The sequence below is a fragment of the Amorphus suaedae genome, assembly GCF_053629675.1.
Genome location: NZ_JBRJIT010000001.1, coordinates 1,769,374 through 1,795,834 on the forward strand (window position 1 = coordinate 1,769,374; position 26,461 = coordinate 1,795,834).

At 68.5% G+C, this 26,461-nt stretch carries 34 protein-coding genes; 15 read left to right on the plus strand and 19 right to left on the minus strand.

Annotated elements, in window-relative coordinates; translation table 11 throughout:
- Positions 1–46: 46 nt before the first annotated feature.
- Positions 47–1,183: an alanine dehydrogenase gene (ald, locus tag AB7M35_RS07965; protein WP_453958678.1), complete on the minus strand. Its 1,137-nt coding sequence runs from the start codon at positions 1,181–1,183 to the stop codon at positions 47–49.
- Between the two features lie 150 nt (positions 1,184–1,333).
- On the opposite strand from ald, the gene AB7M35_RS07970 reads away from it, so the two are divergent.
- Entirely contained in the window at positions 1,334–1,807 is a 474-nt protein-coding gene (locus AB7M35_RS07970) for an Lrp/AsnC family transcriptional regulator (RefSeq protein ID WP_453958680.1), read from the plus strand.
- A 42-nt stretch (positions 1,808–1,849) separates the two neighbouring features.
- Here AB7M35_RS07970 and AB7M35_RS07975 read toward each other — a convergent pair whose 3' ends face one another.
- On the minus strand, positions 1,850–2,362 hold the full coding sequence (locus AB7M35_RS07975) for a YcgN family cysteine cluster protein (protein WP_453958681.1): 513 nt from the start codon (positions 2,360–2,362) through the stop codon (positions 1,850–1,852).
- 226 nt (positions 2,363–2,588) lie between these two features.
- On the opposite strand from AB7M35_RS07975, the gene AB7M35_RS07980 reads away from it, so the two are divergent.
- Both AB7M35_RS07980 and AB7M35_RS07985 read left to right on the plus strand, forming a co-directional pair.
- Positions 2,589–3,308 carry an EAL domain-containing protein gene (locus AB7M35_RS07980; RefSeq protein ID WP_453958684.1) on the plus strand — a complete coding sequence of 240 codons (720 nt, stop codon included), beginning with the start codon at positions 2,589–2,591 and terminating at the stop codon, positions 3,306–3,308.
- Positions 3,309–3,552: 244 nt separating this feature from the next.
- Positions 3,553–4,299 carry an EAL domain-containing protein gene (locus AB7M35_RS07985; protein ID WP_453958686.1) on the plus strand — a complete coding sequence of 249 codons (747 nt, stop codon included), beginning with the start codon at positions 3,553–3,555 and terminating at the stop codon, positions 4,297–4,299.
- A 10-nt stretch (positions 4,300–4,309) separates the two neighbouring features.
- On the opposite strand, the gene AB7M35_RS07990 is transcribed toward AB7M35_RS07985, so the two are convergent.
- Both AB7M35_RS07990 and AB7M35_RS07995 read right to left on the minus strand, forming a co-directional pair.
- Complete coding sequence (locus AB7M35_RS07990) at positions 4,310–4,648, minus strand: DUF1491 family protein (RefSeq protein ID WP_453958687.1); 339 nt, start codon at positions 4,646–4,648, stop codon at positions 4,310–4,312.
- A gap of 53 nt (positions 4,649–4,701) precedes the next feature.
- Positions 4,702–5,451: a peptidoglycan-binding domain-containing protein gene (locus AB7M35_RS07995; RefSeq protein ID WP_453958689.1), complete on the minus strand. Its 750-nt coding sequence runs from the start codon at positions 5,449–5,451 to the stop codon at positions 4,702–4,704.
- 319 nt (positions 5,452–5,770) lie between these two features.
- Between AB7M35_RS07995 and AB7M35_RS08000 the strand changes: the two genes are divergently transcribed.
- Together AB7M35_RS08000 and AB7M35_RS08005 are read left to right on the plus strand one after the other, a co-directional pair.
- Entirely contained in the window at positions 5,771–6,181 is a 411-nt protein-coding gene (locus tag AB7M35_RS08000; RefSeq protein WP_453958690.1) for a DUF5330 domain-containing protein, read from the plus strand.
- 72 nt (positions 6,182–6,253) lie between these two features.
- Positions 6,254–6,691 (plus strand): SufE family protein, encoded by a 438-nt coding sequence (locus tag AB7M35_RS08005; protein ID WP_453958691.1) that lies wholly within the window; start codon positions 6,254–6,256, stop codon positions 6,689–6,691.
- 45 nt (positions 6,692–6,736) lie between these two features.
- Here the strand turns inward: AB7M35_RS08005 and AB7M35_RS08010 are convergent, their stop codons facing one another.
- Complete coding sequence (locus tag AB7M35_RS08010; protein WP_453958693.1) at positions 6,737–7,279, minus strand: DUF6456 domain-containing protein; 543 nt, start codon at positions 7,277–7,279, stop codon at positions 6,737–6,739.
- Positions 7,276–7,647 (minus strand): helix-turn-helix domain-containing protein, encoded by a 372-nt coding sequence (locus AB7M35_RS08015; protein ID WP_453958695.1) that lies wholly within the window; start codon positions 7,645–7,647, stop codon positions 7,276–7,278. Before AB7M35_RS08015 ends, AB7M35_RS08010 begins: the two co-directional genes overlap by 4 nt.
- Before the next feature lie 389 nt (positions 7,648–8,036).
- Between AB7M35_RS08015 and AB7M35_RS08020 the strand changes: the two genes are divergently transcribed.
- Positions 8,037–8,225 (plus strand): hypothetical protein, encoded by a 189-nt coding sequence (locus AB7M35_RS08020; RefSeq protein WP_453960670.1) that lies wholly within the window; start codon positions 8,037–8,039, stop codon positions 8,223–8,225.
- A gap of 140 nt (positions 8,226–8,365) precedes the next feature.
- On the opposite strand, the gene AB7M35_RS08025 is transcribed toward AB7M35_RS08020, so the two are convergent.
- From AB7M35_RS08025 to AB7M35_RS08060, 8 genes are all read right to left on the minus strand, one after another.
- Positions 8,366–8,800, minus strand: a complete 435-nt coding sequence (locus AB7M35_RS08025) for a MucR family transcriptional regulator (protein ID WP_453958696.1) — start codon at positions 8,798–8,800, stop codon at positions 8,366–8,368.
- 295 nt (positions 8,801–9,095) lie between these two features.
- Entirely contained in the window at positions 9,096–9,500 is a 405-nt protein-coding gene (mnhG, locus tag AB7M35_RS08030; RefSeq protein ID WP_453958697.1) for a monovalent cation/H(+) antiporter subunit G, read from the minus strand.
- Complete coding sequence (locus AB7M35_RS08035; protein WP_453958698.1) at positions 9,500–9,823, minus strand: cation:proton antiporter; 324 nt, start codon at positions 9,821–9,823, stop codon at positions 9,500–9,502. Before AB7M35_RS08035 ends, mnhG begins: the two co-directional genes overlap by 1 nt.
- Complete coding sequence (locus AB7M35_RS08040; protein ID WP_453958700.1) at positions 9,820–10,293, minus strand: Na+/H+ antiporter subunit E; 474 nt, start codon at positions 10,291–10,293, stop codon at positions 9,820–9,822. Before AB7M35_RS08040 ends, AB7M35_RS08035 begins: the two co-directional genes overlap by 4 nt.
- On the minus strand, positions 10,293–11,822 hold the full coding sequence (locus AB7M35_RS08045; RefSeq protein ID WP_453960673.1) for a Na+/H+ antiporter subunit D: 1,530 nt from the start codon (positions 11,820–11,822) through the stop codon (positions 10,293–10,295). The genes AB7M35_RS08040 and AB7M35_RS08045 overlap by 1 nt, the downstream gene beginning before the upstream one ends.
- A gap of 40 nt (positions 11,823–11,862) precedes the next feature.
- A complete protein-coding gene (locus tag AB7M35_RS08050) occupies positions 11,863–12,240 on the minus strand; it encodes a Na+/H+ antiporter subunit C (RefSeq protein ID WP_453958702.1) in 378 nt (125 codons plus the stop codon).
- Positions 12,240–12,659, minus strand: coding sequence for an MnhB domain-containing protein (locus tag AB7M35_RS08055; RefSeq protein WP_453958704.1), 420 nt, complete (start codon positions 12,657–12,659; stop codon positions 12,240–12,242). Before AB7M35_RS08055 ends, AB7M35_RS08050 begins: the two co-directional genes overlap by 1 nt.
- Positions 12,656–15,046, minus strand: a complete 2,391-nt coding sequence (locus tag AB7M35_RS08060; RefSeq protein WP_453958706.1) for a putative monovalent cation/H+ antiporter subunit A — start codon at positions 15,044–15,046, stop codon at positions 12,656–12,658. Before AB7M35_RS08060 ends, AB7M35_RS08055 begins: the two co-directional genes overlap by 4 nt.
- A 283-nt stretch (positions 15,047–15,329) precedes the next feature.
- On the opposite strand from AB7M35_RS08060, the gene msrB reads away from it, so the two are divergent.
- The 4 genes from msrB to AB7M35_RS08080 all read left to right on the plus strand — a co-directional run bounded on the left by msrB (position 15,330) and on the right by AB7M35_RS08080 (position 18,659).
- Positions 15,330–15,764 carry a peptide-methionine (R)-S-oxide reductase MsrB gene (msrB, locus tag AB7M35_RS08065; RefSeq protein ID WP_453958708.1) on the plus strand — a complete coding sequence of 145 codons (435 nt, stop codon included), beginning with the start codon at positions 15,330–15,332 and terminating at the stop codon, positions 15,762–15,764.
- Positions 15,754–17,874, plus strand: a complete 2,121-nt coding sequence (locus AB7M35_RS08070; RefSeq protein ID WP_453958710.1) for a S9 family peptidase — start codon at positions 15,754–15,756, stop codon at positions 17,872–17,874. The genes msrB and AB7M35_RS08070 overlap by 11 nt, the downstream gene beginning before the upstream one ends.
- Before the next feature lie 132 nt (positions 17,875–18,006).
- Positions 18,007–18,240: a type II toxin-antitoxin system prevent-host-death family antitoxin gene (locus AB7M35_RS08075; RefSeq protein WP_453958712.1), complete on the plus strand. Its 234-nt coding sequence runs from the start codon at positions 18,007–18,009 to the stop codon at positions 18,238–18,240.
- Entirely contained in the window at positions 18,240–18,659 is a 420-nt protein-coding gene (locus AB7M35_RS08080; protein WP_453958714.1) for a PIN domain-containing protein, read from the plus strand. Before AB7M35_RS08075 ends, AB7M35_RS08080 begins: the two co-directional genes overlap by 1 nt.
- Positions 18,660–18,669: 10 nt before the next feature.
- On the opposite strand, the gene AB7M35_RS08085 is transcribed toward AB7M35_RS08080, so the two are convergent.
- Positions 18,670–19,500 (minus strand): MBL fold metallo-hydrolase, encoded by an 831-nt coding sequence (locus tag AB7M35_RS08085; RefSeq protein WP_453958716.1) that lies wholly within the window; start codon positions 19,498–19,500, stop codon positions 18,670–18,672.
- 226 nt (positions 19,501–19,726) lie between these two features.
- Here AB7M35_RS08085 and AB7M35_RS08090 point away from each other — a divergent pair, with 226 nt between their 5' ends.
- The 4 genes from AB7M35_RS08090 to AB7M35_RS08105 all read left to right on the plus strand — a co-directional run bounded on the left by AB7M35_RS08090 (position 19,727) and on the right by AB7M35_RS08105 (position 21,808).
- Positions 19,727–20,458 (plus strand): DUF1194 domain-containing protein, encoded by a 732-nt coding sequence (locus AB7M35_RS08090; RefSeq protein WP_453958718.1) that lies wholly within the window; start codon positions 19,727–19,729, stop codon positions 20,456–20,458.
- Positions 20,459–20,593: 135 nt separating this feature from the next.
- Positions 20,594–20,839, plus strand: a complete 246-nt coding sequence (locus AB7M35_RS08095; protein WP_453958720.1) for a hypothetical protein — start codon at positions 20,594–20,596, stop codon at positions 20,837–20,839.
- Between the two features lie 168 nt (positions 20,840–21,007).
- Positions 21,008–21,358: a hypothetical protein gene (locus AB7M35_RS08100; RefSeq protein ID WP_453958722.1), complete on the plus strand. Its 351-nt coding sequence runs from the start codon at positions 21,008–21,010 to the stop codon at positions 21,356–21,358.
- A 132-nt stretch (positions 21,359–21,490) separates the two neighbouring features.
- Entirely contained in the window at positions 21,491–21,808 is a 318-nt protein-coding gene (locus tag AB7M35_RS08105; protein WP_453958724.1) for a hypothetical protein, read from the plus strand.
- 88 nt (positions 21,809–21,896) lie between these two features.
- Here the strand turns inward: AB7M35_RS08105 and AB7M35_RS08110 are convergent, their stop codons facing one another.
- Together AB7M35_RS08110 and AB7M35_RS08115 are read right to left on the minus strand one after the other, a co-directional pair.
- Positions 21,897–22,493 (minus strand): superoxide dismutase, encoded by a 597-nt coding sequence (locus AB7M35_RS08110; RefSeq protein WP_453958726.1) that lies wholly within the window; start codon positions 22,491–22,493, stop codon positions 21,897–21,899.
- Positions 22,494–22,701: 208 nt separating this feature from the next.
- On the minus strand, positions 22,702–23,556 hold the full coding sequence (locus AB7M35_RS08115) for a branched-chain amino acid aminotransferase (RefSeq protein WP_453958728.1): 855 nt from the start codon (positions 23,554–23,556) through the stop codon (positions 22,702–22,704).
- Positions 23,557–23,877: 321 nt separating this feature from the next.
- On the opposite strand from AB7M35_RS08115, the gene AB7M35_RS08120 reads away from it, so the two are divergent.
- Complete coding sequence (locus tag AB7M35_RS08120; protein ID WP_453958730.1) at positions 23,878–24,540, plus strand: haloacid dehalogenase type II; 663 nt, start codon at positions 23,878–23,880, stop codon at positions 24,538–24,540.
- Positions 24,541–24,564: 24 nt separating this feature from the next.
- Here AB7M35_RS08120 and AB7M35_RS08125 read toward each other — a convergent pair whose 3' ends face one another.
- Both AB7M35_RS08125 and AB7M35_RS08130 read right to left on the minus strand, forming a co-directional pair.
- Entirely contained in the window at positions 24,565–25,641 is a 1,077-nt protein-coding gene (locus tag AB7M35_RS08125) for an NAD(P)H-dependent flavin oxidoreductase (protein WP_453958732.1), read from the minus strand.
- A 168-nt stretch (positions 25,642–25,809) separates the two neighbouring features.
- Positions 25,810–26,403, minus strand: a complete 594-nt coding sequence (locus tag AB7M35_RS08130) for an HdeD family acid-resistance protein (protein ID WP_453958734.1) — start codon at positions 26,401–26,403, stop codon at positions 25,810–25,812.
- Positions 26,404–26,461 lie beyond the last annotated feature (58 nt).

Below are 26,461 nucleotides of genomic sequence, written 5' to 3' on the forward strand. Positions count from 1 at the left end.
CCTTGCCCCAGTGCCCTCCCGGCCCGGCCGGGAAACCCGCGTCGCGTCAGGCGGCGGCGGCCGTCCTGCCGGCCGCAAGGGCCGTCTGCGGCGCGACGAACGGCAGGCCGAGACTGTCGGCCACCGCCCGGTTGGTCACCTGGCCGCGATGGATGTTGAGCCCCGCCAGCAGGTGCGGATCGTCGGTCAGCGCCGCGAGCCCCTTGCCCGCCAGCGCCAGGCCGAACGGCAGGGTGGCGTTGTTCAGCGCGGCGGCAGACGTCATCGGCACCGCGCCCGGCATGTTCGCCACGCAGTAGTGGATCACGCCGTCGACCTCGTAGGTGGGGTCGTCGTGGGTGGTGGCATGGGAGGTCTCGAAGCACCCGCCCTGGTCTATGGCCACGTCGACGACCACCGAGCCGGGCTTCATGCGCTTCAGAAGCGGCCGGCGTACGAGCTTCGGCGCGGCGGCGCCCGGAACCAGCACCGCGCCGATCACCACGTCGGCGGCGATCACCTCGGCTTCCAGCGCATCGGTGGTCGAGTAGAGGGTGCGCACGCGGCCATCGAACTGGTCGTCGAGAACCCGCAGGCGCGGCACGGAGCGGTCGAGAATGGTGACCTCGGCACCGAGGCCGATGGCCATGCGCGCCGCATGGGTGCCGACGACGCCGCCACCGATGACCACGACGCGGGCCGGCGCCACGCCGGGCACGCCGCCCATCAGCAGGCCACGGCCGCCGGAATTGCGGCGCAGCGAGAAGCAGGCCGCCTCGATCGCCAGCCGCCCGGCGACTTCGCTCATCGGCGCCAGCAGCGGCTGGCCGCCCAGGCGGTCGGTCACGGTCTCGTAGGCGATCGCGGTCGCGCCGGAGGCGATGAGCCCCCTGGTCTGCTCCGGATCGGGGGCGAGATGAAGATAGGTGAACAGGATCTGGTCCGGCCGCAGCATGGCCCACTCGACCGGCTGGGGTTCCTTGACCTTGACGATCATCTGGGCCGCGTCGAACACGGCCTTCGCGTCGGCGACGATGCGGGCGCCGGCAGCCTCGTAGGTCGCGTCGTCGGCGTGGATGCCCTCCCCGGCCCCGCTCTCGACGATCACGTCGTGGCCCGCGGCCACATATTCACGCACCGACGCCGGCGTGAGGCCAACGCGGTATTCCTGTGGCTTGATCTCTTTCGGCACACCGACAAGCATGTCTTCCGCTCCCATTGCGTGGCTGCGTTGCAGATCCTTGTCAGATAATGCCGATGGCGCGGCGTTTCCGGGCTTTCTGCAGGATGGCGACGCCATTCTGTGCGTGATAGCATCACGAAATTGCACATCTGCGATTGAATCCGGCGATTTATGAAACTCGACCGTCTCGACCTTAAGCTGATCGACGCGCTGGCCGACACCGGACGCGCCAGCCACGTCGAGCTTGCCGAGCGGATCGGGCTGTCGGCAACGGCGGTTGCCCGGCGCCAGCGGCTGCTGGAGGAAAGCGGCGTGATCGCCGGCTACCGGGCGGTGCTCGGCCTCAAGGCGCTCGGCATGACGGCGACCGTCATCGTGCGCATCACCCTCGACAGCCAGTCGGAGGAGGCGCTGTCCACCTTCGAGACGGCGATCATCACCTGCCCGTCGGTGACGCGCTGCTTCCTGATGGCCGGCAGCGACGACTACCTGGTCATCGTGATGGCGCGCGACATCGAGGATTACGAGCACATCCACAAGAGCCAGCTGTCGCGGCTGCCCCACGTGGCACGCATCCAGTCGAGCTTCGCGCTGCGCGACGTGGTGGACCGGTCGGTGCCGGTGGGCGCGACGGCCCCGCGCTAGCGGCGGCGCGGACTGAGGTATCGGGCCGGTATCCGGCGGCCCTCACTCCTCGCCCGGCCAGGCGGCCAGGTGGAATTCGTAGTCCTCCAGCTCGATCCCCTCTTCCGAGATCGTCCGCCCGCGCACCGAGATGCCGGCCTGGTGCACGGTGTCCGGATCTCCGGAGACGAGCGGATGCCACCAGTAGAGCGGCTTTCCCTCGTCCACGAGGCGGTAGCCGCAGGTGGGCGGCAGCCAGGTGAGTTCGCGGATGGCGGCCGGATCGAGCTGGATGCAGTCGGGAACGATGTCGGACCGGTTCTCGTAGTCGCGGCAGCGGCAGGTGCCGTCGTCGAGCAGCCGGCAAGCGATATGGGTCCAGTGGATCTCGCCCGTGTCCCAGTCCTCGAGCTTGTTGAGGCAGCAGCGCGCGCACCCGTCGCAGAGCGATTCCCACTCCGGCCCACTCATCTGGTCGAGCGTCTTGGTCTCCCAGAATGGCCGCTCGGCATCCTCGGCCGGAAGGGTGCCATCGGCGAGACCGGCGAGGATCACAGGGTCGCGGGGTCCGGACATTCGTCCTCAACTTTCGGCGTCAGAAGCGATCATGGAGCCCGAAATCGGGCCGCATCGAGCGCATACGAGGCTTCGGAGAAGCGCGCGCAGTTGCGCACTTGGTAGAAAAATCCTGGCGAGGATGTGGTGCCCGTATGACACAAAAGGCAAAGATCCGTTCAAAATTGGCATGCAACACTGACCCAAGTTTGAAGCGAAGCCTGCGGGCTTGGGAAGAGGTCAGAGGGTGGGGCTGGAATTCAGGAAAACGCTCACGATGGCCTTTCAACCGACCGTCGATCTGGCGAACGACAGTGTCTTCGCACACGAAGCGCTGGTCCGCGGCCCGCGCGGCGAAGCGGCGCCGCAACTCCTCCTCAACCTCGACTCCGGCGATGGCTATGCGTTCGACCAGCTATGCCACCTGACAGCAATCCGACTTGCCGATCGGCTGCATTTCGCAGACACACCCGCCAACCTGTCGATCAATTTCCGCCCCGACCTGGTTCGCAAGCCAGTCGCCAGCCTGGCCAGGATATTCCAGGCTGCGGAGGATGCCCATCTCGCGCTTGAACGCATCGTATTCGAATGTCGGGATAACGAGTCGCTGGACGTGCCCCACACCACCGAGGTCCTCACCGCCTATCGGGAGATGGGCTTCAAGACGGGGCTCGACAATTTCGGTCCGACCCACGCGAGCCTGGAACTCCTATCGAAGTTTCAGCCGGACTTCGTCAAGATCGACATGCGCCTGGTGCACAATATCGACAGAGACGACGCCAAGCGCCGCATGGTCAAGAATGCGATTCGCTGGTTCCGTGAACTGAACATTCGTCCCATCTGCGTCGGTGTCGAAACCTATGCCGAGTTCGCGACCCTGACAGACCTTGGGGTGGACCTCCTTCAAGGGTTTCTCTTCGCGCGCCCAGCCTTCGAGCGCCTGGCAACGCCCCGCTTTCCGGCCTGACCCGCGGCGCCCCGCCCCGGCATCGCGCGGTACCGCGGCGCATATCGTCCTGCGGCCATGGCGCTACCGATCGCGATCGCGACGATGCAAGGTCCGGCCAATTCAGAACGCGCAGTCTGGGTTCGTGCCCTTCGGATCGCTACACCGTTTGACGTCAGGGCAGCTTGGGAACCGGCGGCGGATGATCGATGTTACGCTAGTTCGACCTTTCACCCACCGCCCCAGGAAGTGGAGATGAATTCGCGTGAATGTTGCGTGTGAAGGCTGCCGGAACGGCGAAGCCTTCGACCTACCCTTTGCGATGGCGTTCCAGCCGATCGTCGATCTGCCGCGCAAGTCGATCTTCGGGCATGAAGCGCTGGTGCGCGGGGTGAACGGCGAGAGCGCGGGCGCGGTCCTGTCCCAGCTCACGCCGCAGAACCGGTACGCCTTCGACCAGAAGATCCGGGTCCGGGCGATCGAGATGGCGACCCGGCTCGGGATGGCCGCTTCGGGGCAGAACCTCTCCATCAACTTTCTTCCCAACGCCGTCTACGAGCCCGCGGCCTGCATCCGCCAGACCCTGATCGCCGCCAGGCGGACGGGGTTTCCGCTCGATCAGATCATTTTCGAGTTCACCGAGGACGAAAGCGTCGACGTGCCGCACGTGGTGAACATCCTGGAGACCTACCGGTCGATCGGCTTCAGGACGGCCATCGACGACTTCGGCGCGGGTCAGGCCGGGCTGTCGCTGCTCGCGCGGTTCCAGCCGGACATCGTGAAGATCGACATGGATCTCGTGCGCGACATCGACATCGAGCCGGCGCGGCGCACCGTGCTGAAGCACGTTCTGAGAATGCTCGACGAGTTCTCCATCCAGCCGATCTGCGAAGGGGTCGAGACCCGGTCCGAGCTGGACGTGCTTGTCGACCTCGGGGTCGAACTCGTCCAGGGCTATCTGATCGCCCGGCCCGCCTTCGAGGCGCTCGCGGACCCGACGTTTCCGGCCTGACGCTGCCGCCTCAGTCGAGGAACACGCGTCCCTGGCGATCGTCGATCTCGACCAGCCAGAGATCGGAATCGAAGTTCCGTTCCCGCGCCATGCGCACGTCCGCCTCCGCTTCCGGGCAGCCCGTCAGCAGCGGCTCGAAGCGGCGACCGCCCCACCCTTCATCGGCCCCGTCTTCCGAGAACGACTGGGGCGCCGGGCCGTAGAGGTCGCAGGTCCCGTCGAGCCGGTTGACGCGCAGGAAGATGGCACCCGCTTCCTCCGCGCCATGGCGCGCGACGACGCCATACACGCCCTCGCCCTGGCAGCGCCGGAGGTAGGCCGAAACCCAGATCGACGAGGTGAGGCGCATGGGGGATCCGGTTCGCGTTGGTGGCGGGCCGCGCGGCGGCGCTCGAAGACTGGCTAGCCTTCCGGCTGGCCCGCCACAACCCCGAGCTTCGCCAGCAGCGGATCGGAGACGTTGCCGTTCACCGACATGCCGTGATCGAGCTGATAGCGGCGGATCGCGCCGGCGGTCTCCGACCCGTACAGGCCGTCGACCGTGATCGGGCCGTAGCCCGCGGCGACAAGCGCCTTCTGCAACCGCTGAACGACCGCCCGCGAGGGCGTGGACGAGCCCTGCGAGGCGGTGGAGGACGGAGCAGACGGCGGCTTCGTCGCCGGCCCGGAGAGGCTCGCGAGCAGCCCGAGGCTCGGGGCGCCGGTCACGTCGAGGCCCATCTTCTGCTCGTAGGCGGAGATCGCGGCCCGGGTCGCCGGCCCCATGGCGCCGTCGACGGCGTCCGAATAGAGGCCGCGCGCCTTCAGCGCCGTCTGGATCGCGGCGACCATGTTGTCCGGCGGGGGCGCAGGGGCGGTCTCCCGATCCTGCCCGGCAGACGTCGCCGGCAGCGTCGCCGGAGCGGGCGCCACGTCATCGGAGAGCGACGCCGTGCGCACGGGCGCCGGCTGATGGGAGAACATCGGCGCGGGATGCTTGCCGGGCTGAAGGTAGAGCGCGTTGACCGAAATCGCCGTCAGAGAGAAGACCGAGGCGAGCGTCAACAGCACCGCCTTCGGCCGGGCGCGCACGGCCGCGGCCGCGCGGCCGGCAAGGCCGATCGCCTCCTCCTCGTCCGGCTCCTTCGTCCGGCGGGTTCGATCTGCCTTCATCGCGGTCACGGGCTATCGTCTTCCGGCTGCTTGGCGGTCAGGGTCTCGTCGGATCGAGCGGCCCCGGCGGACCCTCGTGCTGGCGGAGTGTTGCCGCACGCCCCTTAAGGAACGCTGAACCTGCCCCCTTCCCGCCACGTTCCGCGCCGTGCGGCAGCCATCGCTTGCGGGTGCGCGGCCCGCACGGTGCGAATCGATCGAATTGTCGCGATCCGGACAACCTAACCTTCAAACGCGGTGTGCGAGGGTCGCCACCGTCGGCTGCCATGCCATCCGGGCATCGCGCCGCACGCCGTGCTGTCACGTTCGGACGAGACCCATGATCGGATTCCTCATTCGCGCCGCGTTCTGGTTCACGATCGTTCTGCTCGTGCTGCCATTCGCCCAATCGCGCCCCGAAAGCCGGGAGACGGCCTCCGCCGCGCCCCTGGTACAGCCCCAGCCGGAAGTGTCGTCGAAGGAAGCCGTGACCGCCCTTCAGGGCGCCGTCAGCGACGTGTCCGGCTTCTGCAACCGCCAGGCCGAAGCCTGCGATGCCGGGCGCTCGGTGCTGTCCGCCCTCGGCACCCGCCTGCGCGACGGCGCGGCGACGCTCGCCTACATCCTCGACGAGGCGCTGGCCGGCAACGAGGACGCCGCGGTTCCGCCCGCCGCCACCGGCACGCTGACGCCCGACGACCGCGCCCCCGCCTGGCAGGCCGGCAGCGGCGACCGGCGCCCGCCCGTCTGATCCTGTCCTCCCGCAGGCGTTTCCCCTCGGCCGGATCGTCTCTATATGGAGGGAAGCCGACAGGGAGACCCAATGACCGACGCCGTTCAGGATATCGCCACCATCGTCGAAGCCTTCGAGCTCATCGATGACTGGGAGGAGCGCTACCGCTACGTGATCGAGCTGGGCAAGGAGCTTCCCCCGCTGCCGGAAGACGCCCGCACCGACGCCAACAAGGTGCGTGGCTGCGTGTCCCAGGTATGGCTCGACACCCGCGTCAGCGAGGAGGCGGACGGCCCTCACCTGCATTTTCAGGGCGACAGCGACGCCCACATCGTCCGCGGCCTCGTGGCCATCGTGCTGGCGCTCTACTCCGGCCGCACCGCGCAGGAGATCCTCGAGATCGACCCGGAGGCGACGCTTGCCACCCTCGGGCTGCGCGAGCACCTGACGCCGCAGCGTTCCAACGGACTGTCGGCGATGGTCGGCCGCATCCGCCGCGACGCCGAACGCGCCCTCGTCGACGCCTGACCCTTCCCGCACGGGGCACCGCCGCTCCGCGGCCTCGCGGGCCGGTCACGGCTCGATACGGGGCCTGTAGTCCGCCGCCCCCCAATGGGTCGGGCCGCCGGACCGCTCGGCCCCCCGCGCCTCGCGTCCATAGCCGTAATGATCGGCCAGCCGCGACAGCGCGATCAGCAGCACCACCTTTCCCGACCGCCCCGGCCAGCCGCGCTCCCGCTCGACCAGCTCCAGCCCCTTCAGGAAGCAGCAGACGTCGACCAGCAGGCCGGAGAGCTCCGGTCCCACCGCGCCAAGCGCCCGGTTGACCCGGTCGCGCGCCGCCATCGCCGAATCCGAGAGATCCTGAAACCCGCCGGTCCTGCCGCTGCGCCCGCCCCCGTTCATGCCGAGCGAGAGGTCGACCGACATGCGCGGCATCATCTGCCCGCGCGTGAAGTCGAGGCGCAGCCGCTCACCCGCCATCAGCTGGGCGCCATCCAGGATCGGCTTTCCGGCCTTGTCGCGCCGCCGCGCAAGCCAGCCGAGCGGGCTTTCATCGAGATCGATCGCGGGCTCGGCCGGCGCCTCCTTGCGGGTTCTGCTGGTTCCGCTCATGCCACGCGCGTCTCGCCCGCAGGCTCCGGCTGCCGCATCCCGCGGCACCAGTCCAGCGTCAGCGTCCACGAGACGACCACCGCCTCGATCGCATCCAGAAGGCAGTCGAGGTCGCCGTCGTCGCGCCGGTCCTCCACCACCCGACAGGCATGGGCGGCGGTGGTGCGGTCCCGCCCGAATAGGGCGCCGGTCTCGGTGAGCGACAGGCCCAACCCGACGTGGGCGACGTACATCGCCACCTGGCGGGCGAAGGCGACCGGCGCCGAACGCCGCGTCGCGGCCGCGAGCTCCACGACCGGCAGGTCGAAGCTCGCCGCCACGGTCGTCTCGATCACCCGGCGCACCGCCTGCCGGTCGGCGCCCGCCACCCCCGCAATTCGCCCGGCCTCCACAACGCCCGCTGGACACACATCCCACATACCACCGACCTCCACTGACGGACCGCCGGCAAACCGCGGCGCCCGATGATCTAGGATTTTATACCTATTCACCGGTTTTACGATGGGGGCTGATCGGCGGGGATAAGTTTCGCCGGCAACGGGTACGCCGGCGCGTCCGGGGAAGGCGAGAGCGATCGCGGCGATGTTGTCCCCGGGTCCGGGGCCGGCCGCACACTGGATCGACGTTCATCGATTTCAGGAGCTGCGATCCGATGCGCCGATGGTCCCCTCGGGCAACCGCCCTTCCCGTGCTCCCGTCCGACGGAGCGCCGCCCGCGCCGGGCGTGACGCGCGCGAGGATCGGCCGCATCATCCCGCTGACCGAGGCCGAACGGGCGGACCTCACGCCCGCGGGGCGGCGGGCCGTCATCGCGAGGCTGGAGCGGGCGCTCAGGGCCGAGCGCCGGCGCGGGATCTCCGGTCACTGGACCTACGACCTCAACCGCCACCTCGCGCTGAAGCAGGCGCTCGCGAGCGAGCACGCGGGGCTGACGTCGCGGGACTGACGCGGCAGGCGGCAGTTGCCGAGGCCGGGCACAAAAAAAAGCCCGCGGGATCACCCGCGGGCCAATTCGTTCAGGAGCGCCGGTCAGGACGACCGGCTCCGATGCCGCCGCGAACGGCGGGCAACCGGCTCAGACCGCTTTCAGGACTTGCGGCCCTTGACCGGGGTGCGGCTGCGCTGCTGGCCGAGGCCCATGCGCTTGGCCAGTTCCGACCGGGCGGCGGCGTAGTTCGGCGCAACCATCGGATAGTCGGCGGCCAGGCCCCACTTCTCGCGGTATTCTTCCGGCGACAGGTTGTAGTGGGTGCGCAGGTGACGCTTCAGCGACTTGAACTTCTTTCCGTCCTCAAGACAGATGATGTAGTCCGGCGTCACCGACTTCTTCAGCGGCACGGCGGGCTTCAACGGCTCCGGCTCCGGCTCCATGGCGTCGCCGCTGGTTTTGCGGAGGGCGCTGTAAACCTCATGGATAAGGTTCGGAAGATCCTGCGCCGAGACGGAATTGTTACTGACATAGGCGGACACGATATCAACCGTCAGGTCGATGAAATTCGGGTCCTGCGTCATCTCGCTCATTTGTAACTCGCTTTTTGCTGGGTTCTCTCGAGGATGCCGGCGGAAGAAAGTCATTATTTGGCCACATACACGAACCGCGTGGGCGCAAACTTCCTCGGCATCAATCTCGCAAAGTGAATCGTCAACTTGTCAGGCTAAGCGAGTGTATAAGTCTGAAATTTCAAAAGACAAGTGTCATCACCTCGGCGTTGCCCCAAAAAGTGACAATTCACCGAAGTTTTGCTGTCGGTCCTGATGGAAGGTCCGGCGGGATGCGGCAAGTCACCGTAGACGAACCGAGAACAGGCCCCGGCAATCAGTTGGTGTATTTGGCCGGATCGTCGCGTTCTAAATTGGCCGCGGGATCGCCGAGGCCCTCGGGCTGGACGATCGTATCGGCGAGAGCGTCGCGATACGTGGCTTTACACGGCCGATACCCGACGAGATAGGCGGCCCGGGCAAGCAGATGCGCGGAAATCGGCGCCGTCAGCATGAAGAAGACCACGCCGGCGATGGCCCGCGTCACCACGTCGAGCTGCTGGGATTCCACCGCGAGCGCAAGAAGAAGTACACCGGAGCCAAGAGTACCGGCCTTGCTGGCGGCGTGCATCCGCATGTAGACGTCGTCGAGCCGGACCAGCCCGATGGCCGCGACCAGCGCGAAGAACGCGCCGATCACCAGCATCACGCCGACGACGATGTCGATCACCTGCGCCACCATCAGCCGGCCTCCCCGTCGTCGCGGCCGACCGGGCTGTCCTCGGTGGAGCCCCGCGCCAGCAGGAAGCGCGCGAAGGCGACCGTCGACAGGAAGCCGATCAGGCCGAGCGCGATCGCGATGTCCACGTAGAGGTAGAAGCCGCTGCGCACGCCGAACGTCGCGATGAACCCGATCGCCACGGCCACCATCATGTCGAGGGCGAGGATCCGGTCCGGCAAGGTCGGGCCGGTGGCGATCCGGTAGACGATCAGGATGAAGGAGATCGACAGCAACGCGAAGGCGATGTCGATGCAGATCTCCAGGAAGATACTGACGTCGATCATCGGAACGTCTCCATGATCTTGCGCTCGAACCCGTTGCGGATGTCGGCGATCACGGCGTCCACGTCGGGAACGTCGATGCAATGGATGAACAGCGTCTGCCGGTCCTCCGACACGTCCATCGACAGCGTGCCCGGGGTCAGCGTGATCAGGTTGGCGAGCAGCGTGATCTCGAAGTCGCGGTCGACCTGCAGCGGATAGGCAATGATCGCCGGCCGCAGAACGCGCCCGGGCGACAGCACGATGATCGCCACCCGCACCGACGACATCACCAGCTCGTAGAGGAACAGGCAGGCCAGCGTGAAGGCGCGCCAGACGCGCTCGACCGCCCCGCTGGTGCCGATCTGTTCGCGGATCAGCGACAGGGCCAACGCGGCCAGCACGAAGCCGAACAGCAGGTTCAGGAAATCGAAGCTGCCGGTGATGGCGCCCCAGGCGAGTGCAAGCAGGACGTTGGCGAGAAGAACCGACATCAGCTTCCTCCGCTCCCGAGCACCGACTGGATGTAACCGGCCGGATCCGTCAGGCTCCGCGCGCTTTCCAGCGACCCCCGCATCAGCCCGTCCGGCAGGATGCCGAGCGCGATGACGATGACGACCAGCATGGTGATCGACACCATGACCGTGGTGCGCGCCGCCGGACCGGCATCGGCCGGCCTGGAGGGCGCTGCGCCGACGCTATCGCGCCAGAAGATCAGGAGCCACACCCGGCCCATCGCGATGGTGGTCAGGAAGCCGGAGAACAGGATCACCGCCGCCACCCAGCCGAGGCCGCTCGAGATCGTCGCCTGGACCAGCATCACCTTCGGCCAGAAGCCGGAGAACGGCGGCAGGCCGGAGACGGCGAAGGTGAGGATCAGGAACAGCGCCGCGAGCGTCGGATCGGCCCGGTAGAGGCCGCTCGCCGAGCGCAGTGACGACGTGCCGGCCAGCCGCTCGATAGCGCCTGTGGCGAGATAGAGCGCGGTCATCACCACGATCGAGTGGACCGAATAGAATATCGCGCCGGCGAGCGCCTCGTTGGTCCCCATCGCCACGCCGACCAGGATGATGCCGATGCCCGAGATCACCACGAAGCCGAGCAGGCGGCGTAGCTCTCCCTGGGCGAGCGCACCGAAGGCGCCGACCAGCATCGTGCCGATCGCCACCCAGAGCACGACGTCGGCGAGCAGCGCCCGGCTTTCCGGCAGCAGCATCACCAGGATGCGCAGGAGCGCGTAGACGCCGACCTTGGTCAGCAGCCCGGCGAAGACCGCCGATACCACGATGCGCGGCGTGTGATAGGAGGCCGGCAGCCAGAAGTTCAGCGGAAAGGCGGCCGCCTTCATCGCGAAGGCGACGAAGAACAGCGTCGCGATCACGCCGATCGGCGCGCCCGGCGGCAGCTTGTTCACGGCAAGCGAGATGTCGGCCATGTTCAGCGTGCCGACGAGGCCGTAGAGCAGGCCGACGGCCACCAGGAACAGCGTCGTCGCGAGCAGGTTGAGGACGCCGTACTTCATCGCGCCGTCGAGCTGGGCGCGCTCGCCGCCCAGGATCAGCAGGCCGAAGGAGGCGATCAGCAGCACCTCGAACCAGACGTAGAGGTTGAAGATGTCGCCGGTCAGGAAGGCACCGGAGACGCCGGCGATCAGCAGCAGATAGAAGGTGTGGAAGCCGAACCGCCGCCGACCGGTGTCGATGTCGACGCCCGCGTAGATCACCCCCGCCAGGCCGACCACCGACGTCGTCAGCGCCAGGATCGCGCCCAGGATGTCGACGGTGAAGACGATGCCGAAGGGCGGCAGCCAGTCGCCCATGGCCATCATCACGATGCCCTTGGTCGAGACCTCGTAGAGCAGCCCGATGTTGAGCAGGACGAGGAGCCCGAGGATCAGGCCCGACAGGCGCGCGGCCAGGTCGATCCGCGAGCGCAGCATCAGGCAAAGCGCGCCGCCGGCCAGCGGCAGGGCCACCGGCGCGATCACGAGCCAGTCGACCGCGACACGCGGCGCGACGATCATCGCCTCGGCAAGATCAACGGTGAAGGTCGGTCCCGCCACGTCAGTACTCCATCGGCGGCAGCGGCCGCTCGGCAGGTTCCGCGTCGCGCATCTCGTCGATGTCGTCGGTGCCGAGATCCTGGAAGGTGCGGTAGCTGAGCACCAGCAGGAAGGCGAACAGCGAGAACGAGATGACGATCGCCGTCAGGATCAGCGCCTGCGGCAGCGGGTTCGCGACCACGTCGGACGGCGTCGGCATGTTGTGCGGGATGATCGGCGGCACCGCCACGGTCATCCGTCCGGCCGTGAAGATCAGAAGGTTGACCGCGTTGCCGAGGATCACGATGCCGATCATGATCCGCACGGTGCGCCGCGACAGGATCAGGTAGATGCCCGCGGCGAAGAAGATCCCGACGAGAATTGCGAAGACCGGTTCCATCAGTCGTACCCCGGCTCCTCGAGCGTCAGCCCGATGGTCGAGATGGTGCCGACGACGGTGAAGTAAACGCCGATGTCGAACATCATGACGGAGGACAGCGGGATCTCCACGCCGAAGAAGTGGATGGTGATCCACAGGCCGTGCAGGAAGGCGTTGCCGGTGAAGAACGACAGGAAGCCGGCCATCGCCGCGAGGAACACGCCGAAGCCGGCGAGCGTGATCGGATGGACGACGATCGCCCGGCGGACCGGCGCCACGCCCCAGGCGATGCCGTAGATCGCCAGCGCCGACGCCGCGATCAGCCCGCCGATGAAGCCGCCGCCCGGCTCGTTGTGTCCGCGCAGGAGCACGAACACGGAGAACAGTCCCGCCAGCGCGGCCAGGAAAGGCGCAATGGTGCGAAAGATGATCGTGTTCATGCGTCGCGCGCCGCCTCCTTGAGCGATTCCCCTTCACGGAGATTGGGCGTCTTCCTCTCGTCCCCGACCTGGCGCGTGCGCAGCCGGATCAGCGCCAGGATCGCCAGGCCGGCCATCATCACCACCGCGATCTCGCCAAGCGTGTCGAGGGCGCGGAAGTCGACGATGATGACGTTCACGATGTTGCGTCCATGGGCGATCACCCGGGAATAGTCGGCGAAGAATTCCGACAGCCGCGGATCGAATGGATGCTCCACCACGGCCATCAGCGTCAGCGCGAAGCCGGCGCCGCAGGCGATCGCGACGGTGCCGTCGCGCAGCCGCGTGCCCCAGCTGCGGTGGTCGCTCGGGCTGAGGTTCAGGCGCGTCATCACCAGGGCAAGGATGATGACCGACAGCACCTCGATCATGAACTGGGTGAACGACAGGTCCGGGGCGCCGTAGAGCATGAACATGATCGCCACCATCGTGCCCTGGATGCCGAGGTTCACGATGGCGATCAGCCGGGTCGCCGAGACCAGCACCGCCCAGAGGCTGGCCGCCGCGATGGCGAACACCACCCAGAAATAGAACGGGGCGTCGGGCCAGCTCAGCGCCAGGCTCGGCCATTCGTCGAACAGCCACATGGGCACCAGCAGCGCGGCCGCCGTGACCGTGAAGGTGATCGAGACGTAGCCCTTCATCCGGCCGGGCTGGAAGAAGTCGCTGACGCCGCTGGCGAAGAACACCAGCGACCGCAGCACCTGGTCGAAGCCGCGGTCCGGCCCCCAGCCGATCGCCGTGATCAGCCCCGCGAAGGCGGCGCGCAGCGGCGTGAACACGACCGTCAGCCCGATGCCGGCGGCGATGGTGATCAGGGTCAGGATGACCGGCGGCGAGAGCTCGGTCGGGAACAGATGCAGGTGGATTTCCAGCTGCTCGCCGACGATCGCGCTGGTCATCGGGCCCACGAGGTAGTGGGCCGTCTCCGACAGCAGGACGACCGTGCCGAGCGCCAGCAGCGACAGCGTCAGCGGGCCGAGCCAGAGCGAGATCGGCCCCTCGTGGGCGTGCTTGGGAAGCTCCGGCCGGCGCCCGAAGAACGGCTTCACCACCAGGATCGCGGCGACCGCGAACATCAGCGCGTTGCCGACCAGCGCGACGATCAGCGGCAGCGAGATGCCGCTCGCCTGCCAGGCCCCGTCATACAGCACCTCCTTGGCGACGAAGCCGATCATCGGCGGCAGGCCGGCCATGGAAATGCACGCCAGCAGGGCCGCCACGAAGGTGATGGGCATCGCGCCGCGCAGGCCGCCGAGGCCGGTGATCTCGCGGGTGCCGGTCTCGTGGTCGATGGTGCCGGCGACCATGAACAGGCCGCCCTTGAACAGCGCGTGGGCGATAAGATAGAGCACCGCGCCCTCGATCGCGAGCTTGGTGCCGATGCCGGTGAGCATCACCAGCAGGCCCAGCGAGGCGACGGTGGTGTAGGCGAGGATCTGCTTCAGGTCGGTGTTGCGCACCGCCATCACCATGCCGACCAGGAAGGTCGCGCCGCCGAAGATCGGCAGGATCGTCGTCCACAGCGCGGTGTCGCCGAGCGCCGGGTTCATCCGCATCAGCAGATAGACGCCGGCCTTCACCATCGTCGCCGAGTGCAGGTAGGCCGACACCGGCGTCGGCGCCTCCATGGCGTTCGGCAACCACGAGTGCAGCGGCACCTGCGCCGACTTGGTGAACGCGCCGGCGAGCACCAGGATGAGCACCGGCACGTAGAGGCCGCTGTCGCGGATCACGTCGCCGGCGGCCAGCACGTCGGTCATGCTGGAGGCGCCGGTCGCCGCCATGATCAGCAGGAAGCCTGCCAGCAGCGCCAGTCCACCGCCGCCGGTGATGACCAGCGCCTGCAGCGCCGCCCGCCGCGCCGCGGAGCGCGCGTGGTCGAAGCCGATCAGCAGGAACGACGTGATCGACGTCAGCTCCCAGAAGATGAACAGCGAGATCAGGTCGTCGGCCAGGACGAGCCCCAGCATCGCGCCCATGAACATCAGGATGAACGAGAAGAACCGCCCCTGCTGGGGGTGGCCCTTCATGTAGCCGCCGGAATAGATCACGATCAGCGTGCCGATCCCGGTGATCAGCAGCGCGAAGACGAGCGACAGCCCGTCGATGCGGATCGAGTAATTGACCGAGAGGGACGGCGCCCAGGCCACCGCGGCGTGCAGGACTGTGCCGTCGGCGACCGTCGGCAACATGCCGGCGAAGTGAACGAACAGGAGCGCCGGGACGATCGCCAGGATCCATCCGGCGCGATGCCCGGTAATGCCCGTCAGCCAGGGACCGAGAGCAGCGGCGACGAACGGCGCAAGCGCAAATAGGAGCGTTCCGTCGATCGCACTCGGCGGCATGCGCGGGCGCCTCCTGGACAAGAGCCGGCGTTGATGCCGGACGGGAACATGGGCTTGGCCAATGCCAAGGACGTACGGATCGACCTCCGCAGCTTGGTGAATATCGTTCGCCCGAACCGTGGGCAAGCGACCGGAGAGAGAAAATTGACGCACCCTGGAACCAGTCGCCTTCCAGGGAGGCTCCGGACCCTCCGGCTTGCCCGGCTTGATCGGACTTCTTAAGTCTGGCCATGTCTGACACGCGCCGCATTCGCCCCGCGGCGCTCAAACAGGATCCTCCGCCATGACCGACAGCAAGACAAAAGTCAGCAAGTCCGACGCCGAATGGCGCGCGCAGCTGACGCCGGAACAGTACCAGGTGACCCGCAACCACGGCACCGAGCGCGCCTTCTCCGGCCCGTATCTGGAGGAGAAGCGGCCGGGCGTGTTCCATTGCGTGTGCTGCGACGCGCCGCTCTACCGCACCGATGCCAAGTACGAATCCGGCAGCGGCTGGCCGAGCTTCTTCGAGCCGATCACGCCGGACGCGGTGACCCGTCACGAGGACCATTCGTTCGGCATGACGCGCGTGGAGATTCGCTGCGCCACCTGCGACGCCCATCTCGGCCACGTCTTCCCCGACGGTCCCCGTCCCACCGGCGAGCGCTACTGCATGAACGGCGTCGCCCTCGACTTCCAGCCCGAGGCCGCCGGCGGATCGGACAAAGATGACCGTTGAGTTGACCACCGCCACGCCCGTCGCGCCGATCGCCAAGGTCTCGCCCGTCAGCCGCACCGTCCACGGCCGCCGGCTGGTCGATCCCTATGCATGGCTGCGCGCCGACAACTGGCGCGACGTCATGCGGGATCCGACCGTGCTGGCGCCGGACATCCGCGACTATCTCGAGGCGGAGAACGCCTACGCCACGGACATGATGGCCGGAACGGCCGGGCTGCAGGCGGCGCTGTTCGACGAGCTGAAGGGGCGCATCAAGGAAGAGGATTCCGCCGTCCCCTCGCCCGACGGCCCCTACTCCTACGGCATGCGCTTCGTGGAAGGCGCCGAGCATCCGATCATCGTGCGCAGCCCCCGCGACGGCGGCGACGAGACGGTGCTGCTGGACGCCAACGTCGAGGCCGAGGGCAAGGCCTACTTCCGGCTCGGCGGCGTGGAGCATTCGACCGACCACGCCTGGCTCGCCTGGGCCTCCGACGAGACGGGCGGCGAGCTCTTCACCGTGCACCTGCGCGATCTGGCCACCGGCACCGACAAGGCGGAGACGATCGACAACACCGCCGGCAGCATCGTCTGGGCCGACGACGGCAGGAGCCTGTTCTACATCCAGCTCGACGAGAACCACCGCCCGGCCCGCGTCTACCGCCACACCCTCGGCACCTCGTCGGCCGACGACGTGCTGGTCTACGAGGAGACCGATCCGGGCTTCTTCGTCGGCGTCGGGCGCACCCTGTCCGACCGGTTCATCGTCATCGACACCCACGATCACGAGACCTCCGAGGTCTACCTGATCGACGCCCGGGCGCCGGAGGCGCCGCCGCGCCTGGTCGCGCCGCGGGTCACCGAGCAGGAATACGACGTCGAGGACGGCGCCGGCGACCTCCTCTACATCCTCACCAACGCCGACGGCGCCGAGGATTTCCGGATCGTCACGGCACCCGTCGACGCGCCCGGCCGCGAGAACTGGCGCGAGTTGGTGCCGCACGTGGAAGGCCGGCTGATCCTGTCGATGACCGTGTTCGCCGGCCACATGGTGCGGCTCGAGCGCGAGGACGGCCTGCCCCGCATCGTCATCCGGGATCTCTCCGACGGCCACGAGCACGCCATCGCCTTCGACGAGGAGGCCTACAGCCTCGGGCTGGTCGGCGGCTACGAATACGACACCACCATGCTGCGCTTCACCTATTCGTCGATGACGACGCCGGCGCGGGTCTACGACTACGACATGACGACGCGCGAGCGCACCCTGCGCAAGCAGCAGGAGGTGCCGTCCGGGCACGATCCCGCCCTCTACGCCACCCGCCGCCTCCACTTCACCGCCCCCGACGGCGAGGAGGTGCCGGTCTCTATCCTCTACCGGCGCGACACGCCGATCGACGGAACCGCGCCGTGCCTGCTCTACGGCTACGGCTCCTACGGCATCACCATCCCGGCGAGCTTCAACACCAACTTCCTGTCGCTGGTGGATCGCGGCTTCGTCTACGCCATCGCCCACATCCGCGGCGGCCGCGACAAGGGCTACCACTGGTACCGGGACGGGCGGCGCGAGAAGAAGACCCACACCTTCACCGACTTCATCGCCGTGGCCGAGGGCCTGGTCGCCGACGAATGGGTGGCCCCGGACAGGATCGTCGCCCAGGGCGGCTCGGCCGGCGGCATGCTGATGGGCGCGATCTCCAACATGGCGCCCGCCCGCTTCCGCGGCATCGTCGCCGAGGTTCCGTTCGTCGACGTGCTCAACACGATGCTCGACGAAACGCTGCCGCTGACGCCGCCCGAGTGGCCCGAGTGGGGCAACCCCATCGAGGACACCGAGGCGTTCGACCGGCTGCACGGCTACAGCCCCTACGACAACGTCACCGACCAGCCCTATCCGTCAATGCTGGTGCTGGCCGGCGTGTCGGACCCGCGGGTGACCTACTGGGAGCCGGCGAAATGGGTGGCGCGGCTGCGCGCGACCGCGACCAACGACCCGCTGATCCTGTTCAAGACCAACATGGACGCCGGCCACGGCGGCGCCTCCGGCCGCTTCAAGCGTCTCGAGGAAGTCGCCCTCGTCCAGGCCTTCGCGCTGACCATCACCGGCGCGGTAGAGGAGCGGATCGGGGCTTAATCCGCTCACTCCCCGGCCGGCACCATCCAATCAGCGGCGAGGCAAGCCAATGCCTCGCCGCTTTTTTTGTTGAGGCGGGCCAGCCGCACACCATATAATCTAGACAATCTAGCCAGATTGGGGAGTAACATGGTGAGCTGGCAACTGGCGGACGCCAAGAACCGTTTCAGCGAGGTGGTGCGCCGGGCGCTGAGGGAAGGTCCGCAGCGCGTGACGCGCCGCCAGGAGGCCGTCATCGTGCTGTCGGAAGCGGATTATCAGAGATTGACCGGCTCCAGTCCGAGCGTGGTCGACTACCTTCTGGCCGGCCCTTCACTGGAGGATGTGCCCATCGAGCGCGATCGATCGCCGATGCGCGACCTCTGATGCGCATCCTCGTCGACACCTGCGTCGTTTCCGAAGTGCGCCATCCGAACGGCTCCCGGCAGGTCAAGGAAGCCGTCGCCGCGCTCCCTCCATCCGACGTGTTCTTCAGCGTGATCACGATCGGCGAACTGACCGCCGGCATCGCCCGGCTTGCCGCCGGCGCGCGGCGGGACGCGCTGACCGCCTGGCTGGCCGGCCTGGAATCCGGCTACGCGGATCGGATCCTGCCCATCGATACGCCAGTCGCGCAGCGCTGGGGTGAGATGACGGCGACCTGTCGGGAGACCGGCAGGACGCTCGCCGCGTCGGATGGCCTGATCGCCGCAACCGCGAGCGTTCACCGGATGGCCGTCATGACCCGGAACGAGAAGGACTTCGAGCCGACCGGCATCAAAATCATCAATCCCTGGGACCGCTGACCCCTCCCCCCTACTCCTCCGCGTCCGCCGGCCCGCGGCCCTCGATGGCGTCGATGTAGCGGGCGGCGGAGCGGGCCACGACCGCCTTGGCGCCGCGCGTGACGGTGCGGCCGCGGAAGGCGCCGTGCATCCGGTCGAAGGCGTACGGCTCGACGCGGGCGCAGATGCGCCGGACCACCGTGGCCGACAGCGGGACCATGTTCGGATAGCTGCGCAGGAACGAGACCGACTGCCGGTCCGGCGCCACCTGCAGAAGATCGCCGGTCAGGAGCGTCCCGCGCCCCTCCGCGCCATCCGCCCAGTGCAGCACCGTGCCGCCGGCGAAATGACCGCCCGTGCGCACGGCGGTTACGCCGGGCAGCAGCTCCGTCGCGTCCCCGGACCAGAACCGGACGGCCTCGCCGCCGTGCATGACCCACTCCCGGTCCGCCGCGTGCAGCCAGACGGGCACGCCGCCGAACGCCTCGCTCCACGCCGCCATCGCCGAATAGAAGTGCGGATGCGAGACGGCGATCGCCGCAAGCCCGCCCAGCGCCTCGATGATCCGGACGGTCGCGGCGTCGACCAGCGACAGGCAGTCCCACAGCACGTTGCCGTGCGGCGTCGACACCAGGAACGCCCGCTGGCCGATGGCGAAGCCGGGCTCGGTGCCGATGTCGAGGAGGCCGGGCTCCACCTCGTGGAAGGCGTTGCGGTGGTTCCGGGCGAGCGCCGCGCGGCTGGTCCAGGCCTGGCCGCCCGGCGGCACGAACTGGCGCTCGTCGGCGCAGATCGGGCAGATCTCCGGTGACGGGGCATCCGGGAACTCGGTCCCGCAGGCGACACACATCGGACCCGTCATCGTGCTCTCCTCCATCGGCGCCGGCGGCCCGTCCGCATCTGCGACCGCGAGGCGGCGGCGGAAGCGGAAGGCCCGGCCCCGCTTTAGTCCCCCGCGACGTCCGCGATCAAGATCGTCGCGCGTTGTCCGATTGCCTTCGCCGCCCGCCTTGCCGGATGCGCGCCCCGCCCCAGTTCCCCTATCAGGCCGGTCGTTCGAGCGGCCCGGTTCTTGCGGTGAGGCGGACATGACCCAGCGAACGTGGATCCTTCTGGCGGCGCTGCTTGCCGCCTCCCCGGCGGCGGCGGCCGAGGCCGTCGACGTGGAACTGGTCCTCGCCGCGGACGGGTCCGGCTCGATCGACGACGACGAACTGCGGCTGCAGCGCCAGGGGTACGCCGACGCGATCCGCAGCGTGGAGGTGATGCGCACCATCGTGACCGGCATCCACGGCCGCATCGCCATCGCCTACGTGGAATGGGGCGGCCCCGCCTCCCAGCACACCATCGTCGACTGGACCATCGTGGAGGACAGCGCCTCGGCGGAGCAGTTCGCCCAGGCGCTCGTCGCCGCCCCGCGCGCCGCCTACGGCTACAACTCCATCTCCGCGGCGATCGACTACTCGGTCCACAAGATCGAGACCAACGACATCGACAGCCTGCGAAGGGTCATCGACGTGTCGGGCGACGGGCCGAACATCGGCGGCCGGCCGGTGACGGCGGCCCGCGACGACGCCGTCGCACGGGGCATCGTCATCAACGCGCTGCTGATCGACCGGCCGGGCGGCATGTCGATGGCGATGCCGGCGCCGCAGCTGCGGCTGCACTACGAGCGCGACGTCACCGGCGGTCCCGGCGCCTTCGTGATGGTGGCCGATGGGGCGACGACGTTCGCCGATGCGGTCCGGCGCAAGATGATCCTGGAGATCGCAGCGCTGGACGAGGTCGCCCCGGCGAAGCAAGGGGCCGCTTTCCCGTAAGCTCGGCCCTTGACGCCCGGCCCTCCTCTCGCGAACAGTCGGCGCGGCGATCTGGCGGTGACGATGGGGAGGACAGCGATGCGGATTCGGCTGGGGGTGGCAGCTCTGATTCTGGCTCTGACGGCGGGAGCCGCGATGGCGCAATCGTCGTTCGAGCAGGCGATCCGCATCCAGAACAACGTGCCTCTCTGCCACGAGCATCCCGACTACCGCTGGGAAGGCCGGGTCTCCGGCAACGCCATCGATCCCGGCAACGACCGCTCGGTCCCGGTGTCCTTCCTCGGCTGCTTCCCGACCAAGCAGGAATGCGAACGCTGGCTGGGCCCAGCGTCGGGCTTCGTCACCGGCCGGCTGATCTTCGCCACCTGCAAGCCGCGCTGACGGTCGCGCGCCCGCGGTTGCCCCCGGGGCTGCGACGTGGGATTCTGTGCACGGTCCCGGTCCCCTGCCGCGTCCGTGCCCGTCGGGCACGATCTCGGGCGGCGAACCGGCCCGATCGTGCCTATATGGATCTGTACCCGTCGCGTGTCCCGACTTCGGAAGGCTTTGATGACCCGATCCGCACTCCGCACCCTTGCCGCCGGCCTGTTCGCGGCGGCGACGCTCGCGTCCGCCCCGGCCTCGGCCGAGGTGTCCCTCGGCTTCCTCAAGCACTGGTTCGGTCCGCCGCCGCTGTCGAACCCCGAAATGCGCGCAATGACGCCGAGCTGCGCGGCGCGCCCGACCGCCGCCTGGCAGGGCCGCGTCTCCGGCAACTCCGAGAGCACCTACTACGAGCACGAGCAGGCGGTGTCGCTCGTCGGCTGCTTCCCGACGCTGCGCGAATGCACCCTCTGGCGCCTGCGGATGACCGGCTCCATGCAGGGCCGAATCCTCTACGACGAGTGCCGCGAGCGCTGATCCGGCATCAGCCCGCGGCGCCCGACACATCTGCGTGATTGCCCGCCCGCACACGCCGCTGTGTCTCGCGGGGCGGGCGGCCGTCGACTAGCATTCTCCGCAATCGCGAACGTCCCACCGAGGTCACCCGTCATGATTGCGCTCGCCCGCATCCTGGGCCTTTCCGCCGCCGTGCTTCTCGGCACCGGCGCGGCCGCACCCGTCTTTGCCGCTCCCTCCACCGAATATCTGATTTCCCAGCTCCAGCGCGCGGCCCCCAACTGCCGGCGCAACCCGACGTTCCCGTGGGAAGGCCGCGTCTCCGGCAACCGCGAGGCGGACGGCCGCTCCATCGCGATCTCGTTCGCCGGCTGCTTCCCGACCCAGGCGGAATGCGAGGCCTGGCGCATGCAGGCCCAGGTGTTCGTCACCGGCGTGCAGATCTACAACCAGTGCAAGCCGCGCAACTGACCCCGGTCGGCCGCTGAAACGAAAAACGCTGCCGCCGGAGACCGGCGACAGCGCTTCGTGACGTCGTTGGCACGTACGCGAGGGCCGATCAGGCCGCCTCGTACAGCTCCAGCACGTAGTCCCAGTTGACCAGGCTGTCGAACCAGGCCTCGAGGTACTTCGGCCGGGCATTGCGGTAGTCGATGTAGTAGGAGTGCTCCCACACGTCGCAGCCGAGCAGCGGCGTCGCGCCGTGAACCAGCGGGTTCTCGCCGTTCGGGGTCTTCATCACCTCGAACTTGCCGTCGCGCAGCGCCAGCCAGGCCCAGCCCGAACCGAACTGCGACGTACCGGCGTTGATGAACGCCTCGCGGAACTTGTCGTAGCCGCCGAGATCGGCGTCGACGCGCTCGGCGATCTTGCCCGGCAGCGACTTGCCGCCGCCGTTCGGCTTCATCCACTTCCAGAAGTGGGTGTGGTTGTAGTGCTGGCCGACCTGGTTGAAGAGGCCCGGATTCGAGCCGTAGCTCTCCTTCACGATGTCCTCGAGCGACTTGCCCTCAAGGCCGGTGCCTTCGATCAGCTTGTTGCCGGTGGTGACATAGGCGTTGTGGTGCTTGTCGTGGTGGTACTCGAGCGTCTCCTTGGACATGTACGGCTGGAGCGCTTCGTAGTCGTAAGGAAGGTTGGGAAGTTCGAACGCCATGATGTTCCTCCGTGCGAAACCGGGGTTTGGGCGACACCGAAGCGCACCAGGTCGGTGCCGGCGCCGCCGTCGGGCGAGACCATAAGCGGCTCGCGTTGTCGGGACAACGCCGAAGCGGCCGGTTCGGTTGCAGCGCGGACCGTTCCCGCCCCCTGATGCGCACCGGTTGCGCCGAATGCTCGCGTCGACCGTCCGGCGTCCTCCGCGCTCAGGCGTGCGCCCAGTCCCAGTAGAGTTCTCGGGCGCGCTTGGCGACCGGCCCCGCCTGCAGCTCGCGGTTCTCGATGCGGGTCACCGGCCCCACCTTGGCGTAGTTGCCGGTGGTGAAGATCTCGTCGGCGTCCATGAAGTCGGCGACCGTCAGCGATGTCGCGTGCACGTCGTATCCATCGCGGCCGAGCAGGTCCATCACCCGGCTGCGGGTGACCCCGGCCAGGAACGAGCCGTTGGCCGCGGGCGTGGCGACCTTGCCGTCCTTCACCAGGAAGACGTTGGAGGTGGCGAGCTCCGCAACGTTGCCCAGCATGTCGAGCACCAGCGCGTTGTCGAAGCCGCGATCGCGCGCCTCCGTCAGGGCGCGGGCGTTGTTGGGATAGAGGCAGCCGGCCTTGGCGTTGGTGGGCATCGTCTCCAGCGACGGCCGACGGAAGCGCGACACCGTCACCGAGGTCCCCGACGGCCCGGGCATCGGCGTCTCGTAGAGGCATAGGCAGAACCGCGTCGTCTCCGGATCGGCGGCGACCGCCATGTAGCCGCCGTCCTCCGCCCAGTACATCGGCCGGATGTAGAGCGCCGTCTCCTTGTCGAACTTGCCGACGCCTTCGTGGGTCAGCTCCATGATCGCGCCGGCCGACATGGTCGGCTTCAGGCCCAGCGCCTCGGCCGACCGGTTCACCCGCGCGCAGTGCTGGTCGAGATCCGGCATCACGCCCTCGAACGACCGCGCGCCGTCGAACACGCTCGAACCCAGCCAGGCGGCATGGGTGCGCGGCCCGATGATCGGCGGGTTGCCCGCGATCCATTCGCCGTCGAGCCAGCTCCACGTCTGCGACCATTCGGTCATCGCACCGTTCCTTCATCCTGCAATGTGTGGGCGGGATCGAACGCCGATCCCGGCATGCCGTCAACCATGCCGCCCCCGACGGGAAAAACGTCCTCAAAGTCGGCGGGGCGGACGGCGAATGAGGGAGGATCTTGCCCTCCGGCACATTGATCCGGCGCATTCCCGCGCCGATAAGCGGCAACCGAGCGCCCCGGAACGGCCCCTCGGTCAGACCTCCGCCCCGCGACCGATGGCCCCGGTCCGCGCCGGACCGCCCGCCCGGTCTTGCGGCCGCCGCCGCGTGCGTGCAGAACGGACGCTCAACCCTTGGGAGCCCGCGCGATGGCCCACGCCGTTTATGTCTTCGACGCCTACGGCACGCTGTTCGACGTCCACGCCGCCGTCCGCCGCCATTCGGCCGGGGTCGGCGCCGACGCGCAGCTGCTGTCCGACATCTGGCGCCAGAAGCAGCTCGAGTATTCGTGGGTGCGGGCCCTGATGGGCCGCTACGAGGATTTCTGGGTGCTCACCGAGCAGGCCCTCGACTTCGCGATCCGCAAGGTCACCGCCGTCGATCCGGCCCTGCGCGACCGGCTGCTGGAGGCCTATCGCAGCCTCGACTGCTATCCCGAGATCCCGAAGGTCCTCACAGCGCTCCGCGACAAGGGCGCGCGGCTCGCCATCCTGTCGAACGGCTCGCCGGCGATGCTGGAGAGCGCCGCCAAATCGGCCGGGATCGCCGACCTGTTCGAGGAGATCGTCTCGGTCGACGAGATCCGCACCTACAAGACCGCCGAGGCCGTCTACGAGCTGGTGGCCGACCGCTTCCGGGTGTTTCCCGAGGCTGTCTCCTTCCAGTCGTCGAACCGCTGGGACATCGCGGGCGCGACGGCCTACGGCTTCCGCACTGTCTGGATCAACCGGTCCGGCCAGCCGGACGAGTACCACGACCTGCCGCCGGCGGCCGTGCTGCCGTCGATTGAGGGGCTGGTCAACCTGGACTAGCCGTTTCCCGCATTCCGTCCGGCGCTATCCGGCCAGCCGCGCCAGGCACGCCTCTGCCTCCGCCGCCAGTCGCGTGGTGACGGCGGCGGCCGGCTCGGCGCGGGCCAGCGTCATCGCCTGCCCCGACCACAGCGACGAGAAGTCCGGCGACCCCGCCTGCTCGGCCTTCGCCTTCAGCGGCGCCAGCGCGCCGCCGGCCGTCGGGAACGGCGGCGCCTCGGGCGCGAGCGGGCCGACCTCGCGCATAACCCGGTTGACCAGGCCGCGCGCGGGCTTGCCCGAAAACACGTTGGTGAGCGCCGTCTCGTCGGCGCTGCCGCGCGACAGCGCCGCCCGGTGCAGGTCCGAAATCGTCGCCTCCGGCGTGAGGAGATAGGCTGTGCCCACCTGCACGGCCGCGGCCCCCAGCGCGAAGGCCGCCGCGATGCCCCGTCCGTCGGCGATGCCGCCCGCCGCGATCACCGGCACCGACACGGCATCGACCACCTGCGGCACCAGCGCGAAGGTGCCGACCTGGGAGGCGACCGCCCGGGTCAGGAACATGCCGCGGTGGCCGCCCGCCTCGGCGCCCTGCGCGATGATCGCGTCGACGCCGTGGTCCTCCAGCCAGTGCGCCTCGGCCACCGTCGTCGCCGAGGACAGCACCACCGCGCCGGTCGCCCGGACGCGTTCGAGAAGGTCTTCCGACGGCAGCCCGAAGTGGAAGCTCACCACCGGCGGCCCCAGTTCGTCGACCAGATCGGCCATCGCCGCGTCGAACGGCGCGCGGTTGGGGGCGGACACCTCCATGCGCGGGTCGAGACCCAGCTCGACGTAATAGTCGCCGAGCCGCGCCTTCCAGGCGGCCAGCGCGTGCGCGTCGGGATCGCTCGGGACGTGGCAGAAGAAATTGAGATTGAAGGGCTTGTCCGTCGCGGCCCGGATGGTGGCGACTTCGGCGCGGATCGCCTCGGCCGACAGCATCGCGCAGGGCTGGCTGCCGAGCCCGCCCACGGCGGAGACGGCCGCCGCCAGGGCCGCGTCCTGGGCGCCCGCCATGGGCGCCTGGATGATCGGCAGATCGATCTCGAGAAGGTCGGTTACACGGCGGTCCGGCCACATGTCGGCTACTCCCGTCCTTGCCCGTGCGTCGCACCCGCGCCGGACGTTACGCCCGTTCGCCCCACCCGTACAGGAATGGAAGATGGTCCCGCGCCCGTCCGGGGCAAGCGCACCGACGGGCGACGGGTCCCTTTTGCGCCGGCCCGTGGGCGCCGACGCAGCGTTCCTTCAGCGGACCGGCTTGCCGGCCGGCGGGTCCATCGGCAGCGAGCGCGCCGCCAGGGCGACCGAGATCAGCGCCATGCCGTGGAAGATCAGGTCGATCGCCACGAACAGCCCGATGACCCAGGCGCCGGAGATCGGCCAGTTGGCGAATACCATGCCGCCCAGCAGGATCGACACGGCACCGGCCAGGCCGAGCCAGACGGCCGCGCCGCCCTTCACCTGGAAGGCCATCACCAGCCGCATCACGCCGATGGCGACCAGCGACGCGGCGATGAACAGCGTCAGCCAGACGGCCGAGGCGATCGGCAGGGCCACCATGACGATGCCGGCGGCCAGGTACACGAGGCCGATCAGCACGTGCCAGAGCGTCGACTTCCAGCCCTTGTGGCGGAACGCGCCGATCAGCTGGGCGATGCCGCCGATGCCGGCGAGCACGCCGAACCAGATCACCGCGAAGACCGTCAGCCAGTAGGTCATGCCGAGGCCGACCATGCCGAGGACCACCATCAGGATGCCGAGTGCCAGCAGCCATCCCCAGTTGCGATGCAGATCTCCGAAGACCGACCGTGCGGTCTTTTCTACGTCCAGGCTCGCCATGTCCCCATCCCTTCACTCATGTCCGACGCGCCGTGGCGCGTTCTTCTTCAGCCGAATC